Source organism: Lysinibacillus parviboronicapiens (assembly GCF_003049605.2).
Classification (GTDB): domain Bacteria; phylum Bacillota; class Bacilli; order Bacillales_A; family Planococcaceae; genus Lysinibacillus; species Lysinibacillus parviboronicapiens.
In genome coordinates this window covers 245,838-264,641 of sequence record NZ_CP073713.1, presented here as the reverse complement: position 1 = coordinate 264,641, position 18,804 = coordinate 245,838, and the positions used below count along the sequence as shown (strand labels likewise).

The window sequence follows — 18,804 nt, the reverse complement described above, 5'->3', positions numbered from 1 at the left end:
AGTCATCAAAATTGATGCATATACTTATTAGACTACGCATATAATAATAGTTTATATCTTAATATAGAAATTCTTTAACAATAATTATTATAATGTACTAGCAATTCTATTTTGGATTTGCTATAGTTATTAGTGAAGAGTTTGACTCACAATTTTATTCAGGAGGTAAACTAATATGACAAACACAAATGATCGTAGCCGTCGCTTTACAACAGCAGGTGGTGCACCAGTAGTTAGTAACCATGACTCAATGTCAGCAGGTCCACGAGGTCCACTTTTACTTCAAGACGTATGGTTAGTTGAGAAATTAGCCAACTTCAACCGTGAAGTTATTCCTGAACGTCGCATGCACGCAAAAGGTTCAGGTGCATTTGGTACTTTCACTGTTACCCACGATATTACTCAATATACAAAAGCAAAAATTTTCTCTGAAATCGGCAAGAAAACAGAAATGTTCGCCCGCTTCTCTACTGTTGCAGGTGAACGTGGCGCAGCTGATGCAGAACGTGATATCCGCGGATTCGCACTTAAATTCTATACTGAAGAAGGCAACTGGGATTTAGTTGGTAACAATACACCTGTATTCTTCTTCCGTGATCCACTACACTTCACAGATTTAAACCATGTAGTAAAACGTGACCCACGTACAAATATGAAGAACGCGAATTCAAACTGGGATTTTTGGACTTCATTACCGGAAGCCCTTCACCAAGTTACAATTGTTATGTCCGATCGTGGTATTCCGAGTGGCTTCCGCAATATGCATGGTTTCGGTTCTCACACTTACAGCTTTATCAATGCTCAAAATGAACGTGTATGGGTGAAATTCCACTTCCGTACAGAACAAGGTATTAAGAATTTAACGGGTGCTGAGGCTAATGAGGTAATCGGTAATGACCGTGAATCTTCACAACGCGACCTTTATGGCGCAATTGAAAAAGGCGATTTCCCGAAATGGAAAATGTACATTCAAGTAATGACAGAGCAACAAGCTCGTGAATTACCGTACAATCCATTTGACCTAACAAAAGTTTGGTACAAAGGCGACTTCCCACTAATTCCAGTTGGTGAATTCGAGTTAAACAAAAATCCAGACAATTACTTTGCAGAAGTAGAACAAGCAGCATTTGCACCTTCTAACATTATCCCTGGTATTAGCTTCTCTCCAGATAAGATGCTACAAGGTCGTATCTTTGCTTACGCTGATGCTCAACGTTATCGTTTAGGCGTAAATCACTATATGCTACCTGTGAACGCACCAAAATGTCCATTCCGTACATTCCATCGTGATGGTGCTATGCGCTTCGATGGCAATCTAGGTTCAACAATGAGCTATGAGCCGAATAGCTATGGTGAGTGGGAACACAACTTAGACCACAAAGAGCCTGAATTACGTATCGATGGCAATGCTGGTATTCACGATTTCCGTGAAGATGACAACAACTATTTCGAGCAACCAGGTAAGTTATTCCGCTTAATGACTGCGGATGAACAACAACGTTTATTTGAAAATACAGCAAATGATATGGCTTCAGTTGAAGAATTCATTAAACGTCGCCACATTTTGCACTGTTATTTAGCTGATCCAGCATACGGTGAAGGCGTAGCAAAAGCTATGGGTCTTTCATTAGAGGGTATGGACCTTACAAATCCATACATTAAACAACCAACTAACGTTTAACCATCCACTTATTATTGATATCCAAATCCAATTTTTTACCCCATGCGAAATTTGCATGGGTTTTTTTTGATAGAATGTATTGTTGTAAAACCACTTCTATATATTAAAAAAATTAAAAGGCAGCCTAGATATAACTAGACTGCCCTCTTGCTTTCTTATTGATAAAGTAACATAAATAATATTTTTTCTTTTAGTTATTGATAAATTTGACTGCCCGCCTTTTTAAATTCTTCAGCCTTTTCCTGCATGCCTTGGTGAATGGCTTGTGTCGTATTTAAATCTTTTTCTTTTGCATAGTTGCGAATATCCTGGGAAATTCTCATACTACAAAACTTAGGACCACACATCGAACAGAAATGGGCTGTTTTAGCGCCTTCTGCCGGCAATGTTTCATCGTGGTAATCCACTGCTCGCTCAGGATCTAATGATAAATTGAATTGATCACGCCAACGGAATTCAAAACGTGCTTTTGATAGTGCATCATCCCTTACCTGTGCCCCTGGATGACCCTTTGCTAAATCAGCAGCATGTGCAGCAATTTTATACGTAATGACTCCAACACGAACATCTTCACGATTAGGTAAACCGAGATGCTCTTTCGGCGTTACATAGCAAAGCATTGCTGTACCAAACCAACCAATCATTGCTGCGCCAATGGCCGATGTAATATGGTCATAGCCAGGAGCAATATCGGTTGTTAAAGGGCCTAACGTATAGAATGGCGCTTCCTTACACACCTCTAATTGCTTGTCCATATTTTCTTTAATGAGATGCATCGGGACGTGACCTGGCCCTTCTACCATGACTTGCACATCATGTTTCCAGGCAATCTGTGTTAGCTCTCCAAGTGTTTCAAGCTCCGCGAATTGCGCCTCATCATTGGCATCTGCAATAGAGCCTGGACGTAAGCCATCCCCTAAAGAAAAAGCTACATCGTACGTCTTCATAATTTCGCAAATTTCTTCAAAATGACTATATAAAAAACTTTCTTCATGATGAAATAAGCACCACTGCGCCATAATCGAACCACCACGCGAGACAATACCGGTTACACGATTAGCTGTTAGTGGTACATAACGTAGTAATACCCCTGCATGAATAGTGAAGTAATCAACACCCTGCTCGGCCTGTTCGATTAATGTATCTCGGTACACCTCCCACGTTAAGTTTTCCGCAATGCCATTTACCTTTTCTAGCGCTTGATAAATAGGCACTGTTCCTACGGGTACAGCAGCGTTGCGAATAATCCATTCACGCGTCGTATGAATATGCTTACCCGTAGACAAATCCATAATATTATCTGCACCCCAGCGTGTTGCCCATGTCATTTTTTCTACTTCCTCAGCAATGGAGGAGGATACAGCTGAATTACCGATATTGGCATTAATCTTCACATGGAAGTTACGGCCAATAATCATTGGCTCTGCCTCTGGATGATTAATGTTTGAAGGCATAATTGCACGACCTTCAGCAATTTCAGCACGTACGAATTCTGGATCTAAATTTTCGCGAATGGCTACAAACTCCATTTCTGGTGTGATAATGCCCTTTCTTGCATAATGAAGCTGCGTTACATTGCGCCCTTTTTTCGCACGTAAAGGTTTTCGATAAAGCCCCGGAAAAACATTTTCTTTAATACGTGGATCATCATCATTACGAAAGCCATTATCCTCGGGCTTAATCTTACGGCCTTCATATTCTTCTACATCCCCACGCTCTTTTATCCAACCGCTTCTCAAAGCAGGCAAACCTTTGGTAATATCTACTTTGTAAGTAGGATCTGTATATGGACCACTTGTATCATATACACGCACTGGCGCATTTTCTTCTTCCCCAAAGCTCCCAGTTGTTGGACTTAGCATAATTTCACGCATTGGCACTAAAATATCTGATCTTGAGCCTTCTACATACACCTTTTTGCTTCCATCAAAACTAGTCATAATGTTAATGTTTTTTTCGCTAACTGTTGTCATAAACTACTTCGCTCCCTTTTACATATTTTAAGAAGGACCGAATCTAGCTCACCCCAACAATTTACTTTGCTACATATGAAAAGCCGAATCCAAAAAAATTTGGATCCGGCTGTGAATGTAAGGGTTTATTATCGCAAAGTATAAGTACTGCGATAATCATTAACTTTCCCACGCTGGTATGAGCCAGATCAGGTCCAAAGGGTCAAGAAACCTCAATGCGTTTCCCTCTCAGCCTGACTCATCAGACTCCCCTAGTTAAAGCTATTCAATTTGATGTTAGTGTAGCAGATATTACTAATAGATGGAAGTTATATTTTAAAATCATAACAATTAATTAGTACACTTTATATTTTGGCACAAGCTATTTCATATATGACGAAGATACTTTATGTAAAAAGTATTTCTGCCACGTAAATGACGAGCGTCACTGTGATACAGCTAACAATAGTCGAAAATAACACGGTTTGTGCTGCAGTGGCTGATTCAACATCGTATTCTAAAGCAAGGCTTGAGCTATTGCGTGACGTCGGAAAGGCACTAGCTATAAAGAGTGACTGAGCTACAACACCGTCTAAGCCAAGCGTAAAAATAATGACAAGCGCCACAGCTGGTCCAATAATCAGCCGTGTAAAGCAACTGACAAAAACGGTTTTATTAAACATCAACTTGATTTCAAGCTGGGATAGTTGCGCTCCAAGCGTAATAAGTGCCACAGCGATAAAACCATCTGCTACATGGTCGATTGGAATACGAATAAACTGGGGGATACCAATATTGAAGAAATTCATTGCCACACCAATAATAAGCGCATGTATAATAGGCATTTTCAAGAAGTCCTTTATAATGGCGAGCCCAGATTTTGTCGAGGAAATAAGATTATATAAACCATATGTATACGTTGTCATATTTTGGAAAATAACTAGAATAACCTGAATGGCCACTCCTATCGGCTGTGTTGCGAATATCATTTGCGCAACCGGAATACCATAGTTACCTGAGTTAATGAGCACAACGCTGTTTTTAAACACTGCTGTTTCTGTTTTTGCTAAACCAAGTCCCTTTGCTAAAAAATGACTGAGCACCATTTGACTCCCGATAAAGAGAATAATAAACACCGCGACCTGTCCTAGTACCGACAGCTCCACAGTCGTTTCATATAAATTCATAAAAACCGCAGCCGGCATAAAGCAATATGTAATAAGTTGGGATAATGCTTTTAAATTAAATCGAAATTTTTTCTGCAAGACTGCTCCAAGTACAAGAAGCACTAAAATTGGGGCAACAATTTGAAAGAAAATCATACCGAGATACATCATGTAGTTTATCCCCCCTCATCTCTTTCTATAGTAGTGCTATCTGCGAGCTAGGTCAATGTGCTTTGCTTGACCCTTCTAATGACTTTAAAAACGATTTCATGTCATTGCTCGTAGTATTTTCGAATAACAAAAGAATCTGAAGACCCCTTCAGGAAAGTAAGTTAGGCAAGCCCCCTGGGTTGAGGAGGCTTGCGGCTTACTAGCGGCTTGACAGATTTCCTTTTCACTTTACTATATTCTCATTATAGAAGGATTTAGTACCAAAGCCATTTTTATAAAGAAGAGGAATTAAGCGAGTTTAAAGCGTTTAACAACTTCTTGTAATTCTTGTGAGATTTTATTCATATTATTTATTGATTCTGCAACCTTTTCTAGCTCTGCCTGCTGATCAATTGTTGAAGCACTTACTTCCTCGGCAGAAGCGGCAGTCTCCTCTGAAATAGCTGAAATGCTTTGAATAGCCATAAGTGCTTGATTTTTGTGCTCTAACATACCAGAAAGTTTAGCGAGTAACTCGTTAATTGAGGTTGCAATAGAACTAGAGAGCTCACTATTGTCCTTAAAGGCTATTTCCGTGCTTTGTACGGATTCATTTTGCGCTTGCATTAAGCTAGCATTAGCAGCTATTACTAATACTGTTTGTTTAGAGTTTTCTAATATACTATCCACAGTTGTCTTAATGACATCTGTTTCATTTCTCGATTGCTCAGCTAGTTTTCTAACCTCCTCGGCTACCACTGCAAAGCCCTTCCCATGTTCTCCTGCTCGAGCCGCTTCAATACTTGCATTAAGTGCAAGCAGATTTGTTTGCTCCATAATACCATGAATAGAGACAATAACTTGGTTGATATTCGCAATATTAGAAGATAATGATTCTATTTGCTGTTGTATTCGTCCATTCATTTCATTGGTTTCTGTATTACGTACACGCAAACTATCGACTTCTTTCATACCCTTTTCAGTTGTTGTTTGCGTCTTAGCAGACAGTTCTTCCATTTGAGAAGACAACTGTGTAATCGTATCAATCTGTTCGGATAGGTCCATCATTCGATAGTTTGTTTCTTCCGTATCTTCAGATTGCTTAGAAGCACCTTGAGCAATTTCGTTTATTGCTACTGTCACTTCTTGACTAGAGGCTACAATCTCATTAAATGCTTCATGGACATGAGTTGATGATTGGTTAAGCAAAGTCGTAGATTGCAATACCGTATGTATAGCATCATTCGTTTTGTCTAACATATTATTATAGGCAACTGAAACTGCGCCTATTTCATCTGACTTAATATATTTTTCGTCAATTTTTTTCGTTAAATCCCCATCCGCTGCTGTTTCTATTGATGCACGTAGAAGCTTCAACGGCTTCAATTGTCTATAGATAAACCATGCACTTACAGTTGCCATTAAAATAACGATGATAATTGCCGCTACAATCGTGAATATAAGTACCTGATTATAGGTTTCAAGAATTTTAGATTTTGGTACAACTAATTGAATCGTCCAAGTCTCATCAATTCCGTCTAAAATCATTGGTGCAAAAGCATTATATGATTTTTCTCCTAATTGTTTTGAATCCACATACATGGTGTCTGGTTTACCATCTTGCATAGAACTACTAACACTTGCCCAGTCGATTGCATCTTGCATATTTGTTCCATCTAATTTTTCGTTAATACTATTTACACTAAGTATACCGCCAGCAGTAATGATGCTCGCATATCCGCCATCTGGCTTGATGGCATCAACTAGACCCTTTAAAAAATCAATCGATAAATCAGCGGTTAACACACCAAAAAATGTCCCTGAGGCATTCACTAATGGGACAGATATCGTTGTCATCGAGATTGTTTCGCCATTAACCTTATAATCATAAGGTTCCGTTAGTACAGCTCGCCCCTCTTCTTTAGGAACCCAATACCATTGGGCACTACTCTTTTCTTCAATTCCTTCAATAGCAGTAGTTGATATATCATTACCATTTTTTGATACATAAGGTACGAAGCGTTCTTGCGTATCAATTAAAGAAACATCAATAGTTGGTTCGATTTTCGTGAAATCTTTTTCTAAAACAGCTCCTGCCGCAATCAAATCATCGCTCTTTGTTAGATTTACTTCCAGTATATTCATTAAACTTTCAGCTGAAAGTTCGCCATTATTATGCATCGTCTCCACTATGCGTTTAGTTGTTTGTAATGTATCATTTGCTTTCTTAAAACGTTCGCTCATCTTAGCAGCAGAAAATTGAGCATTTTGAAGTGTCGCGCTTTCTGAATCATCTACACTTTGATTATATAACATGAAACTTGTTACTACTGTATAAGTAACAAATAGCACTAAAAATAATCCGATGATTAAAGAAGATAATTTTAATGCAATACTTTTGGATTTCTTCATTACAAACACCCCCATTTTTTATAAATAATCATAATGTATGGATGTTCTTATCACAATAAAAGATTTATAATCTTAACATAGAAAATTAAAGTTTATTCGAGAGATTTCCCTACATTTTTAAAATTACTAGTTAGACAATACAAAAGGGCTTGTTTCAGCCCAAAATATCAGCTTCAGACGCAGCCCTTTTCTTCTTCCAACTAGTAAACCAGCTTTCGATTTTCTCATTCGGTTCTAGAGCTAATTGCTCCTCTAGCATTTTTTGCAGCGATAAGTATTGTTCCTCCACAGCATGGTATTGTTTCATACTTCATACAATTTCATAAGTGTAAAGTAACTATCCTCTTCGTCTGGGTGAATAAACTGTCGCCTTTCCTCTATTTTTACGGCAGCCCATTTTTCAAAATACGAACATGAAATGGTGGCTACTGAAATAAATTCTCTTGTAACAAGTCGTTCACACATTCTAATTGTTGATAATGATGCTGTTAATTTGCAGATACTAGCCAACGTGCTATCTACAGAGCCCTATGATATTGAAATTGCATTGAGTGGTACTGAGGCGCTTAAAAAATTGGAAGAAGCAACCTTTGATATGGTCATTTCTGACTTGAAGGTTCTATCCGTCACTTCCACCATTCTATCCGTCTCTCCAGTTATGAAAACAGCAGGCTACGGGAAAAATCCATAGCCTGCTCATTATTCTATAAAATTTCATTGTTCATAATAGTATATAAGATACACTTTCCATCAAAAAATATACAAACCATCTACCTATTCATCCAAAAAATGCATAAAAATATCCTAAGCTATGATAAAATTAGTAATTATAGAAATAGGAGGTTCTCCCATATTATGAAACATAAAAGAAGCCTTGCCTTATTTGCTTTAGTAGCAGTTCCTTCGCTCATTTTTACTACACCTACTACGTCAGCATCTGCTGCTGGTATCTCGGCAAATTCAAAGACAGCTTACATATACAATTACAATTACAATTACTATTATTACAACTCTAATGTTTCGAACGTTATACAGCTCATTAATAACATTAATGATACTGCTTCATCATTCCAACCAACATTAGAGGCAGCTAACAAAGCCTACAATGCTTTAACAGAAACAGAGAAGCAATACGTAACGAATTACAGCACACTGTTAAATCACCAGCAAACAAGGGTGGCCTATCGTCGACTGGCGACACAGATTGAAGAAAAGTTAGCTTCTGTCGAATCGACATCCATTAATTACTATCAAAACGTGATTGAAACGAGAGATTGGTATAACACATTAAATGCCGCACAAAAGTCCTTTGTTAGCGCAGATACACAAAAAATACTGACATCTTCTATCGCGCCCAATACATCCGTTGATAAAGTTGTTAATAAAATCCAATTATTGAATTCGTCTCGCATTAGCTTCCATAAAGATGTCGCAGAAGCACGAGCTGAATACAATGCATTACGTAGATTTTCAAATGTTTCTTTCCCTAGCGGTACTGAAAAACTATTACTAGATGCTGAACAACTTGTATTAAAGGATAAAGCAGCAGCTAAAGAAGTTGAAAACGCCATTGCTGCTTTATCGCCAAAGACTTCCACTAATCAAGATGTCCAAGCAGTAAAAACAGCCTTTGAAGCGTTAACACCTGTTCAACAGCAGCTTGTGCCGAATGTAGGGACATTAGTAGACTATGTGAATGGCAAATACAAACTTCCAGCTAAGGGGAGTACGATAAAAACCCCTATATTATCGGACACAGCAGCAGTACCAGGTAAAAATACAGCTATGTCCAAAAGTAGAAATACCTATAAAGCAAAAATCAATGTTGCTGACTCTGAAATCAGCACAGAGCGCTTTGTTTTGACGACAAAAGCAAACATGACCGTCATCGTTCCACCACTAGGGACGCTAGTTAATGGGGACGCTGGCGTAATGGATATCCAGCTCACAAGAAATCTAAATCGTATTACCTTCCAAGCAACTTTGAATAAAAAACCTGTAGAATTCGTGGCAGATATGGAAATAATCATTGAGAATTTACCAAAGGATGCTTCTATTGTTCGTATCAATGAATTCGGTGATCACGAACCGGCTTCTTACTCAGTCAATGACAATCAACACATCATTCAAACGAAAACATCTGGTACGTTCCAAATCATTAGAAATTAACATCCCCGTAAAGCGGCAATTTCACAATCACAAATTGAGGAGAGCATAATGCATGCCCTCCTCTCTTTATTACATTCACTATTTGCATCTAAACATTTTTTTTGAAGATGGTGCTTGATAAATTTCACATGTAGGGTAAATCAAATTATTTTCTTCCAAATGAAAAGAAGCACCATCTGCCATAAAGCTAACAATGGTGCTTCTTTTTCAATTACTCTACTTCTAATCACTAATTTTAATTTTTTGATTTGTTAGCCACATTGTTAATTCCTCAACCTGAGCTAAAACAGCGGTCGGATCGTAGTACCAAGAACGCTCCTCCGGCCAAACATAAAGACGATCGTTTTTTACCGCAGGCAAAGTTCCCCATAGTGGATCCGCCTTGAAATCTTCAACCGTTCGACTGTTAGAAGTCATAATAATATAATCACCTGCATAGCTTGCCAACAATTCCTCTGAAATTTGAGCCCATTGTTTCTCCATAATTTCATCTGCTATATTTGCAGGAGGCTTACGTCCAAGCGCTTGATAGATGGGCTGTCCCCCACGACCGAAATTATCTCCATACACATAAGTCTCCTTATCAGTGTATTCCATGATAGAGAAGCTTAACCCTTCGTCAAGAACTGCATCAACCTTTGCTTTAGCATCTGCAATTTTTTGATCGTAATGATCTAACCATGCTTCAGCTTCTTTTTCTTTTCCGAGTAATTGACCGAAATAAGTTAGTTCTTCATGAGCATTTTTTAGTTCACCATATGGCACAACAACTGTAGGGGCTATTTTACTTAACGCCTCATAGTTATCTCCATTCCCAGTTATGATTAAATCTGGGCTAAGCGCAAGAACACTTTCAGTAGATGGCGCGCTGTAATCACCTATATCGTCAATTCCAGTTAGCGCATCTTTGAAATAATAATTTTTAAGCGTTAATCCAGGGGCTCCTACTGGAATTATGTCTAATGCGATTAGACTACCTATGTATTCCACGGCTACAATACGCTTTGGGTGAATAGGGATTGTCACCTCTCCATTTACTGTTGTAATCGTTTTTGTCACGGCAGTTTCTTGTGTTTCTTCACTTGCCTTAGGTTTCCCCGTATTATTTGTTTCTCCACATGCCGTTAACATTAATAGCAAGCATAGAAATAACGGAACGATGAATTTCCTATATTGATATTGTTGTAAGCGCAATTTAAACCCTCCATTTCTAACTATTGATAACGATTCTCAATTGTTATTGTAAATTGGCGAGTAAACATTGTCTATGCACTAAAATGATTTATTACCGTTCATTATTATGATGTTAACACCTTCATTAGTTCATATAGCTGTGCTTTCGAAGACAACGGATCATAGCCATAAAACATGTTTGATTGGTTAATCACATATACTTGCTTCCGCTGCACAGCCTCCATCTTAAGCCAAGACTCTGATTGAAACAAATGACTCACACGCTTTTTGCCTGCTTTATTCAATGGAAGTGCTGTAATAAATATATGATCAGCGGGGTAATTTGCGATAGCTTCAATATCTATCTCAATATAGCCACTTTTTTCTATATTATGATGAAGCATAGAAATAGGTAAATGAAATCCCATATCGTCATACAAAATTTGGCTTCCTCTTCCAAAGCTGCTATTTATACAATATGCGGTATTTTCACCGATTTCCCACACAATGGCTGTCCCCCTTATGCCCAGATAGTGATCAAGTTGCTCGTTACATTGCGAAACCAAGTGATCATATTGGCTAAACCAAGCCTCCACTTGTTGCTGTTTATCTACAATATCTGCAATAAGGCGAAACTGTTCGCGCCAACTGATATGCATAAAAGGAATTTCAAGTACAGGAGCCACTGAAAGTAAAGACTTATTGTTCTTAGCTGTATTATAGTTGATGATTAAATCAGGTCGAACTGCTGCGATATTTTTATAGATGGATGTTGTATCCTGTTCATAATTATTTAGCTTGTATACGGGACTTACTTGCTTAACATCGTCTAGCCACTCAGAATACACCCCCAATTCAGGTATAATACCAAGTGCAAGTAGACACGCAGTATGATTCGTATTAAGAGAAACCACTCGCTTTTTCTTATTATAAAAAGCGGAAGGAGACATCCCCACTAACTGCTTAAATTTGCGGCTTAAATAGGTACCTTCTTTGTAGCCGACTTCCTGCGCCAGATTATCTAATTTAGGCATGTTATATAGCAACTTCTGCTGAGATTCACGAATCCGTAGTAAGGCAAGATAGGCACTAAAAGTTAGGCCTGTCTTTTTACGAAAAGCACGTGAGAAGTGCTCTGGGCTGACTTGTGCTAATTGGGCCATCTGTTCCCGTGTTAAATCTTCATGAAAATGTCTATCCATATAATTGAGTATTTGTTCTAGCCAGGAATCACTAGGTCGAATTCTATCTTCCATTTCCTTGTAAAGTGCTTCAAGAAGTTCTAAAAATAATTTTTGAAAATGAAATGGGTTACTGTTCATAGATTCGCTCGATATTATTTCTAACTCTGAAGCCATACGAATTATCTCGTAAGAGCAGTCCGAAAGCGGTTCGGAATGCTTCAATATGCTCGGTTCAGATTGGTCGTTCGTTAAACCATGGTATTGGATTAGCGTTCCTCGAAGTCCAGCATGTAACTTGGTTGTGATGTCTAATTCTTTTGCATTATGCCAAAGTACCACGCATCCACGTGATAGCCTGTATTGTTCTCCCTTTAAAGTAAGAAATCCATGTCCTTCATAAATAACTAAAATAGATGGTAACGAAGAAATTTCCTCAGATTTACTAACGACCTTTTCTAACCTAGCAATTTGTATCGGATAATAAAATGTTTGCGATAAAGGTGTTGCATCTTGTGAAATCAGATTAGCCATCTATGTCCTCTACAATCCTTTTACCTCTAACAAAATTGCTAGGATTGATTCCATATTTATCTTTGAAAGTTTGTGCAAAATAACTAGGGTTAGCGTAGCCTACTTGACTAGATACTTCATTCACATTCATCTTCCCTTCCTGTAATAATAAATACGCCTTTTCCAAGCGTTTTTCTCGCAAATAACCAAAAACCGTTGTGCCAAACATTTAATCCCGAAATCTGAATTCCTCTAACACCTTGCATACAAAAGCTAAGTTCAACCATTGGCTGTTTCGTAGACATTTGCATCTGATAATTTTGATAAAAAGCATAGTCAGAGATGACCACTTCTAAATCTGAACGCGGAATCAAGCGATGTATCGTTCCCTCTTTAACATTGGATTGGAATGCCATATACTCTGTTGGGGCGCCGTGTTTCTTTGATATGTCCAACGCATTGAAAAAATGGCTAAAGTTCTGATGAAAGTTAGTTGTCAATGTTTCATCACACCCTTCACAACTTTTATTGAGAATGATTTTCATTATCTGTTGAAAGTATAGCAAATTCAAAACTCTTTTGCTATTAAATAAAAATAGAAAAGGAATAGGTCAGAGTACTTTATTGTTACTAACAATGCCTTTACTGCACTTCTTTCGATTGAATCATCATGGCAAGAAGTACACACAAGAAGAACATAACTGCACCGAAACCGTATGCAGATATATAACCACCAGCGTATTCTATTAGTCCACCAGCAAGCACAAGGCCAATCATTTGGCCAACTGCATAAAAAATAGATATAAAACCAATTGCAGTCGCAACATACTTAGGTTGCACTTGTTGACTGGCTTTCATTTGAATTAGCACGAGAACACCACCAAGTGAAGAACCCCAAATAACTGCTGATACAATAAATCCTGCTATAGTTCCTTATACAATTGGAAGAATATCTCCAACCACAGACATTACTAAAGCAGCAAGTAACGTTGTTTTTACACCTATTCGATCAGCGAGCATTCCCCATAACGGAGCACCTCCAATTGAAACAATACCCGCTATCGCATAAACAGTTCCTGCCATTGCGTTAGAAAGTCCAAGCTCTTTCATATAACTTGTTTGATATAAATTCGGTATTAAATAGACAATACCAACAATAAAATAGAGCACTGCAATGAAATACAGTTCTTTACTTCTCCACCCCTTCGTTTTTTCGTCACTATCAATGTAGAAAAAACATTAGCTTTAAAGCCTGACCTTATTATCATTGCGACTACTGATGAAAAAACGTATTCACAGCTTGCTAAAATAGCTCCAACAATAGTGATTGATACATTTGCTCCTTTAAACAAACGTTTATCCGTACTTGGTGATATATTTGGAAAGCAACAACAAGCAACAGAATGGTTAAACAACTATAATGAAAAAACTGAAAAAATGTGGAAATCACTAGTTGATGACGGCACTTTCCAACCCAATGAAACAGCTTCAATTTTGACTTATTATCCTGGCGATCGTTTATTTGTCATGGCTCGTACTGGACTATCACAAGTACTTTAACGATTCGAATGGTGGCTTTAAACCAGGTAAAAATATTCAACAAATTCTTGATGAAGAAAAGGGCTTTGTTGAAATTTCCACTGAACTTCTTCCTGAGTATGCCGGAGACCGAATCTTCATACTGACACCAGTAGATGATGAAGCGAAACAGTCAACAAACGATATGATGGAAAGCACTATGTGAAAAAACTACCAGCTGACAAAAATGGACATTTCTATACGATTGATATCCAAAAGAGTGACAGTGATGCTTCTACAAGAGAATGGTTATTAAAAGAAACCCCTGCTTTGTTAAAAAAATAAATAATTTGTTAAGGGGCATTTCACCTAGTTGAAATGCCCCTTTATATTTTATACAATACTATTAATTGATAATCATTTTCACTTACATAAAGGAGCGAAAAAGTTGGACCATAAAAAGCCGATTTCTTGCGAAACAGCATTGCTTTTTTTCTATCCGATATTGACTTTTTTACTCGCTCCGTACATATCGAGTTTTATCAGAAATTGCTCCTACTGTTACGCATAACTCATGGGACACCCTTGAAAAGCGTATTGCTCTATTAGGACAATGGCTTGGCAAGTAACAAGTGGCGCAAGATTGGCTTTATCGTTTCAAAGAAAAGGAAGTTATGATGTGGCAACAATTACAAACAACTCTTGCACCTGGTGAAACAGCCTCTGTTTTTATTTTCGACCGAGGGAAACGTCTATTTGTGATGGGATGCACAGGTCTATCAACTGCTCTCTATCATCCATATGGTTTTCAACCAAACCACTTAATTAAAAATTTAATTCAATCCGGCGAAGGCTATGAAGAGATACCGTTAAATTTAATGCCTGCCTATGCAGGTGATCGAATCTTTCTGCTGTTCTCAGATAATCTTGAATCAAGACTAGCTACAGAGGCACTCATCAACAGCTCCCTCTGGAAAAGCCTACCTGCAGTGAAGAAAGGTAATTTTTATTTAGTAGACGCGAGAAAATGGAATTATAGCGATGCTTACACAAGGGAAAAGTTACTTGGGGCTTTGCCTCGATTGATTGGATATTGAAAGTTACTCAATTAATGCCGCCAATATTTAACCTGATTATAGATTTTTGGCTGAGAGGTGGATTCGCATGTTGCATAACGAGAAAACTCATAGCACTAAAATCGGGGACGTTGTACAGATGTCTCTAGACGATGTGCGAATTTTTATGGCAAATCATTTTGATCTACCATTAACTATTGATTATCTAGCGTTGATAACAGGCTTGAGCCCAAACTATTTTGGCGAAGCGTTTAAGAAATCATATGGACAAAGTGCTACCGATTATTTGACCGAACTTCGTATCGGACAAGCGAAACAGTTGCTTCGTGAAACAGATTTTTTGTTACGAGACATTGCACAAAAAGTCGGCTATAACGACGAGTTTTATTTCAGTCGAAAATTTAAGAAAGAAGTTGGTGTTTCTCCATCCTTATATAGTAAGGCTTTTCGAAAGCGAATTTCTACCTTTTGCGTTTCAGTAATCGGTAACCTACTAGCACTCGGTGTCATACCAGTAGCTGCCCCACTCAACGCTAAATGGAGTCCCTATTATTACTACTATTACCAGTCTAAAATTAACATCCACTTAAATATTTTTGATGCTGAGTCACAGGAAAATTTTAAAAAGCTAGCATCTGCGAAACCAGATATTGTTATTGTTCATGAAAAAACCTCTGTAAGTATGACTAATTGGCTTGAAAAGGCAGGTATCCAAATAATCAGTATAGGTAATGGAAATTGGAAAACACAGCTTAGAGAAATAGCTTTTGAAGTAAAGAAACAAAGTCAATGTGAAGACTTCATTCAATCTTACGAACAAAAAGCTTTGCAGGCACAGAAGGCTATTAAACACAATGTTGGAGAAGATCGTTTTGCTGTTCTCAGATTATCAGGAGATAAACTATATTTATATAGCAACAATGGGATACGAGATGTTATTTCTCAAGATTTACAGCTAAATATCATCGATGTACAGAAGGAACCCTGTAATGAGCAAATCTCCATTGACCAGCTGCTGGAGTTGAATCCTGATCGTCTGCTAATTCTCCTTTGCCCAGACACTGATACTCGGGTTTATTGGCTTTCGCTACAGCATCTTATTCACTGGAAAAAACTGAAGGCCGTACAAAATGGTTATGTTTATCTCATACCGTCTAATCCTTGGTTCGAGTATTCCGCCATTGCCATTAATCGGATGCTGGACGAAATGCTGTTAATGTTAACCGGAAAAAATCCAAATCCTTTTCCTGTTCCCGTCCATGGAGTCTTACCTAACACTGATTTATAATTCTATGTAAGAATCATTATCAGTGAAGGGAGATTTTAATTTTATATGCACCAAATTCTTAGCAATAAATACAGTTCGATTTTTAGGGCTTTCTGCATTCTAACAACCCTGTTAATTACACTCGTAATGCTCACTGCCTGCAACTCTAAAACAGTAGATAAGGAAGATACATCAGCCAACGCAATGGAAGCATCAACGGTTAACAATGCCGAGGAAAAAGACATCTATCCACTGACGGTAACAGACGAGCTTGGCAACGAGTTAACACTCACGACTAAACCAACTAAAATTTTTGCACCTGTGATGGAGGACTCCTTGCTTGCTATAGGAGTTAAGCCGATTGTGCAATGGTCGAACGGTGTTAAGCCGCAACTCTATTTACAAAATCAGCTAAATGATGTTCCAGAGATTAGCTTTGCAAGTGGCCCCCCATCTGCAGAAGCAATTCTGGCTTATCAGCCCGATTTAATTATTTTGCACAACGCCAATTATGCCGAGAAAGGTGTATATGACAAATACGCAAAAATTGCCCCGACCTACGTGTTCAAAAACGCACCTAGTGATTTAAACAATTCTATTAAAATTTTGGGCCAACTAGTCAATGAACCAAAAAAGGCAGAACAAGCTCTACAGCGTTATCGGGAAAAGGTTGATGCTGCGAAGACAAAGCTGACTGCTGTGGAAGGGAAGAAAGTAGCTTTAATGCGATTTAATGCAAAAGGTATGTTTTTTATGAATGATGACTATTTTGGAGGCTATGTGCTATCACATGAATTAGGATTTGAACAAAGCAACTTAGTGAAAAGCGGCGCCTTTGAAGTATCGTTGGAAATATTACCTGAATTGGACGCAGATTATATTTTCCTTATTAATGACGGAAATCTAGGCGATGAATACTTAACAGAATTAAAGGAAAGTAGCATTTGGCAAAGTACAGCCGCCGTCAAAAACAATCAAGTTTTTGAAACTTCAGGTGATTACTGGCTGAATGGCGGAATTCAAGCTCAAGGCGAAGTGATAGAAGACGTATTGGAGTTCCTAGCGCCATGAGTAACATGACTGGACTACCTTATAGACAAGAGAGCTATTTTGAACTGCAAATGACATCCCGTAGGAAACTTGACTACAGAATTTTGGTCGCGGCTCCAATGGATGAACCCCCTCCCAATGGCTATGCAGTTATCTATGCCTTAGACGGGGATGCCCTTTTTCAAACGCTTGCCGAAGCAGTAAAACTACAAACAAGAAAACCTAAAGGCTTTGATCCGATAGTAGTGATTGGAATCGGCTATCCTTCGCGTGAACCATTTGATATGGATCGACGATGTCGTGATTTTACAATGCCAGTAAATGAAGCTAGCCTACCATCCCGTTCTATAGGCAAACCATGGCCAACTAGTGGCCATGCTGATGACTTTCTAGACTTTATTGAGCAGGAACTAAAGCCTGCAATTGCCAAGGAATGGCCAATTAATGCTGGAAAGCAAGCTATTGTTGGTCATTCACTAGGCGGGCTTTTCACATTGCATGCACTGTTTGCAAGACCTCACTTATTTACCCATTATGTAGCCGGTAGCCCCTCTGTTTGGTGGGGAGAAAATGAAATACTAAAGGAATTAGACATGTTTAAGGAAACATGGAAAGGTGAGTATCCACTCAACCTTCTGTTAACGATCGGCGCGGAAGAGCTACCGGATATGCTGGATGGAGCCGAGCAGGTTTTTGAGCGAATGAAGGATCTAGCGGCCAGTGACATTCACACGAACTATGTAAAATTTGCTGAAGAAGAACATGTTAGTGTGCTCCCTGCAATGCTTAGCAGGCTTCCTCGATTTCTAAATTCCTAATGACAGGACAAAACCCAAGTGGCGGTGACTCCACTTGGGTTTTTACACTTCAAAATATTGTCGACTGTTAACCTAGCTCAAACTATATAGCACGAAACAATCTGGGTTTAATCCTGAATACCTGTTATGCATTAAAATGTTGGAAATAGCGTAGGACTAACGCTATTTCGCTAACATATTTGGCAATCCTCCAACAACATTTCACTCGTTGTCATATCATCATAATTCCATTTATCCTCTATATAATATACTTGATTGTTTTTTTACGGCAGGCAAAGCGTTCCACAAAGGCTTTTGCTGTAATTCTTCAAAGGCTTTTTGAGCCTCTTTATCCGCAGAAAGTAATACAAATAAATAATTACCAACAAGCGTATCATGCATGGATTCTTCAGAAATGTGAATATACGGCCCACTGTTCGGCTGTAACGCTTGTACCTTTTCATCCATAGCAAAACCTTCAGGTTGATACAATAAATCAGCTACCCCACCTGTTTTCATCACATACATATTTTTATTCCAAAAATATTGAAGTACCACAGCAGTTTCGTCTTCAGCCACTGTACCATTTATACGAAGCTTCTGCATCTTCTTCATACTGCTTCAGTTGTTGCTTTCCTTCTGCTTTTTTACCAACAATATCAGCAATAATAGGGAAACGTTCCTTTAATGGGAGCATAC

At 38.3% G+C, this 18,804-nt stretch carries 20 protein-coding genes, 1 pseudogene and 1 riboswitch; of the genes and pseudogenes, 10 read left to right on the top strand and 11 right to left on the bottom strand.

The genetic code is table 11. The features are described 5' to 3' along the window. Positions 1-175: 175 nt before the first annotated feature. The gene (locus C9J31_RS01410; RefSeq protein WP_054768207.1) at positions 176-1,681 is read left to right on the top strand and encodes a catalase; all 1,506 of its coding nucleotides are present in this window, start codon (positions 176-178) and stop codon (positions 1,679-1,681) included. A gap of 194 nt (positions 1,682-1,875) precedes the next feature. On the opposite strand, the gene thiC is transcribed toward C9J31_RS01410, so the two are convergent. The 4 genes from thiC to C9J31_RS01390 form a co-directional block, all read right to left on the bottom strand. Beyond that, entirely contained in the window at positions 1,876-3,654 is a 1,779-nt protein-coding gene (gene thiC / locus C9J31_RS01405) for a phosphomethylpyrimidine synthase ThiC (protein ID WP_107950705.1), read from the bottom strand. A 148-nt stretch (positions 3,655-3,802) separates the two neighbouring features. Continuing rightward, positions 3,803-3,917, bottom strand: a riboswitch (TPP riboswitch). Positions 3,918-4,040: 123 nt separating this feature from the next. Beyond that, complete coding sequence (locus C9J31_RS01400) at positions 4,041-4,970, bottom strand: AEC family transporter (RefSeq protein ID WP_107950704.1); 930 nt, start codon at positions 4,968-4,970, stop codon at positions 4,041-4,043. A 288-nt stretch (positions 4,971-5,258) separates the two neighbouring features. After that, positions 5,259-7,361, bottom strand: a complete 2,103-nt coding sequence (locus C9J31_RS01395) for a methyl-accepting chemotaxis protein (protein ID WP_107950703.1) — start codon at positions 7,359-7,361, stop codon at positions 5,259-5,261. A 154-nt stretch (positions 7,362-7,515) separates the two neighbouring features. Further along, positions 7,516-7,668 carry a hypothetical protein gene (locus C9J31_RS01390; RefSeq protein WP_193767131.1) on the bottom strand — a complete coding sequence of 51 codons (153 nt, stop codon included), beginning with the start codon at positions 7,666-7,668 and terminating at the stop codon, positions 7,516-7,518. Between the two features lie 111 nt (positions 7,669-7,779). On the opposite strand from C9J31_RS01390, the gene C9J31_RS01385 reads away from it, so the two are divergent. Then, positions 7,780-8,052 carry a response regulator gene (locus tag C9J31_RS01385; RefSeq protein WP_107950702.1) on the top strand — a complete coding sequence of 91 codons (273 nt, stop codon included), beginning with the start codon at positions 7,780-7,782 and terminating at the stop codon, positions 8,050-8,052. Between the two features lie 164 nt (positions 8,053-8,216). Beyond that, a complete protein-coding gene (locus C9J31_RS01380; RefSeq protein ID WP_107950701.1) occupies positions 8,217-9,530 on the top strand; it encodes a hypothetical protein in 1,314 nt (437 codons plus the stop codon). A gap of 222 nt (positions 9,531-9,752) precedes the next feature. Here C9J31_RS01380 and C9J31_RS01375 read toward each other — a convergent pair whose 3' ends face one another. The 5 genes and pseudogenes from C9J31_RS01375 to C9J31_RS01360 form a co-directional block, all read right to left on the bottom strand. After that, on the bottom strand, positions 9,753-10,661 hold the full coding sequence (locus C9J31_RS01375) for an ABC transporter substrate-binding protein (RefSeq protein ID WP_107950713.1): 909 nt from the start codon (positions 10,659-10,661) through the stop codon (positions 9,753-9,755). Between the two features lie 167 nt (positions 10,662-10,828). Further along, positions 10,829-12,418, bottom strand: a complete 1,590-nt coding sequence (locus tag C9J31_RS01370; protein WP_107950700.1) for an ABC transporter substrate-binding protein — start codon at positions 12,416-12,418, stop codon at positions 10,829-10,831. After that, positions 12,411-12,626: a helix-turn-helix domain-containing protein gene (locus C9J31_RS24115; protein ID WP_338016385.1), complete on the bottom strand. Its 216-nt coding sequence runs from the start codon at positions 12,624-12,626 to the stop codon at positions 12,411-12,413. Before C9J31_RS24115 ends, C9J31_RS01370 begins: the two co-directional genes overlap by 8 nt. Further along, positions 12,535-12,897, bottom strand: a complete 363-nt coding sequence (locus C9J31_RS24110; protein WP_342345596.1) for a hypothetical protein — start codon at positions 12,895-12,897, stop codon at positions 12,535-12,537. The genes C9J31_RS24115 and C9J31_RS24110 overlap by 92 nt, the downstream gene beginning before the upstream one ends. 142 nt (positions 12,898-13,039) lie before the next feature. Continuing rightward, positions 13,040-13,582 (bottom strand): annotated as a pseudogene (locus C9J31_RS01360) (MFS transporter). Between C9J31_RS01360 and C9J31_RS23475 the strand changes: the two are divergent. The 7 genes from C9J31_RS23475 to C9J31_RS01335 all read left to right on the top strand — a co-directional run bounded on the left by C9J31_RS23475 (position 13,538) and on the right by C9J31_RS01335 (position 18,126). Next, entirely contained in the window at positions 13,538-13,957 is a 420-nt protein-coding gene (locus C9J31_RS23475) for an ABC transporter substrate-binding protein (RefSeq protein WP_338016386.1), read from the top strand. The pseudogene C9J31_RS01360 and the gene C9J31_RS23475 sit on opposite strands and share 45 nt — an antisense overlap. Beyond that, complete coding sequence (locus C9J31_RS23470) at positions 13,920-14,141, top strand: hypothetical protein (protein ID WP_238602169.1); 222 nt, start codon at positions 13,920-13,922, stop codon at positions 14,139-14,141. Before C9J31_RS23475 ends, C9J31_RS23470 begins: the two co-directional genes overlap by 38 nt. After that, positions 14,138-14,260 carry a hypothetical protein gene (locus tag C9J31_RS23915; RefSeq protein WP_274520189.1) on the top strand — a complete coding sequence of 41 codons (123 nt, stop codon included), beginning with the start codon at positions 14,138-14,140 and terminating at the stop codon, positions 14,258-14,260. The genes C9J31_RS23470 and C9J31_RS23915 overlap by 4 nt, the downstream gene beginning before the upstream one ends. A gap of 287 nt (positions 14,261-14,547) precedes the next feature. Continuing rightward, a complete protein-coding gene (locus C9J31_RS01350) occupies positions 14,548-15,012 on the top strand; it encodes a TroA family protein (protein ID WP_238602168.1) in 465 nt (154 codons plus the stop codon). Positions 15,013-15,079: 67 nt separating this feature from the next. Next, a complete protein-coding gene (locus C9J31_RS01345) occupies positions 15,080-16,279 on the top strand; it encodes an AraC family transcriptional regulator (protein WP_107950699.1) in 1,200 nt (399 codons plus the stop codon). 45 nt (positions 16,280-16,324) lie between these two features. Continuing rightward, positions 16,325-17,329 carry an ABC transporter substrate-binding protein gene (locus C9J31_RS01340; protein WP_107950698.1) on the top strand — a complete coding sequence of 335 codons (1,005 nt, stop codon included), beginning with the start codon at positions 16,325-16,327 and terminating at the stop codon, positions 17,327-17,329. Beyond that, complete coding sequence (locus C9J31_RS01335) at positions 17,326-18,126, top strand: alpha/beta hydrolase (protein WP_107950697.1); 801 nt, start codon at positions 17,326-17,328, stop codon at positions 18,124-18,126. Before C9J31_RS01340 ends, C9J31_RS01335 begins: the two co-directional genes overlap by 4 nt. Before the next feature lie 231 nt (positions 18,127-18,357). Here C9J31_RS01335 and C9J31_RS01330 read toward each other — a convergent pair whose 3' ends face one another. Then, entirely contained in the window at positions 18,358-18,711 is a 354-nt protein-coding gene (locus C9J31_RS01330; protein ID WP_107950696.1) for a TroA family protein, read from the bottom strand. Then, positions 18,677-18,802, bottom strand: coding sequence for a hypothetical protein (locus C9J31_RS23910; RefSeq protein ID WP_268807933.1), 126 nt, complete (start codon positions 18,800-18,802; stop codon positions 18,677-18,679). The genes C9J31_RS01330 and C9J31_RS23910 overlap by 35 nt, the downstream gene beginning before the upstream one ends. Between the last annotated feature and the right edge of the window lie 2 nt (positions 18,803-18,804).